The sequence below is a fragment of the Vibrio sp. 2130-1 genome (genome assembly GCF_033339515.1).
Genome location: NZ_JAWOUT010000328.1, coordinates 1 through 672, shown reverse-complemented (window position 1 = coordinate 672; position 672 = coordinate 1). Strand labels below are relative to the sequence as shown.

The 672-nt window shown below is 43.2% G+C and carries 1 pseudogene; it reads right to left on the bottom strand.

Annotated elements, in window-relative coordinates:
- A pseudogene (locus R7Q09_RS26020) lies at positions 1 to 554 on the bottom strand (RNA degradosome polyphosphate kinase); the annotation flags it as partial.
- Between the last annotated feature and the right edge of the window lie 118 nt (positions 555 to 672).

Below are 672 nucleotides of genomic sequence, written 5' to 3'. Positions count from 1 at the left end.
ACCATCACGAAGCGTGGCAGGTGGTCGGTTGGAATTTCGATGAGAGCGTATTGAGAGTGGTCTTCTTTGCGCAGTTCGACGGCGATGTAAGCGTATTCGTCTTTGAGGAATTGCAGCACGTCGATTTCATCTTTCATCAACAAAGGCGTGATATGTGGCATGACTTCTTTGCGGAAGTATTTGGTGATCCACTTTTCCTGCGCTTCATCGAGTTGATGCTCATTGACCAAGAAAATGCGACGCCGTGCCATTTCTCTAATTAATTCACTGTAAAGTTCGTCGAATTGTTCGTTAAGCTTAAGGGCTTTGGCTTGCATCTTACTCAACAGACGCTTGGAGTTGTCACTCCCTCCTCGCTCTTGGTTGATCAAAATACGACGTTTCACATCAGCGAAGCGCACTTTGTAGAATTCGTCGAGGTTGTTGGAAAAGATCCCAAGAAAACGAATACGCTCGATCAACGGAACGGTTTTGTCGGCCGCTTCTTGTAACACTCGTTCATTGAAAGATAACCAACTAAGCTCTTTTTCTATATATAGTTTTTCTGCGCTCATAACCTTACCTAGCCTAAAGTGAAGTAATCGTACTGATCATGGGGATAAACAGACGAGTGAAAACATTATGAGATTTTTGTTACAGATATATTTCATACCACGCATTGCATAAGAGTTG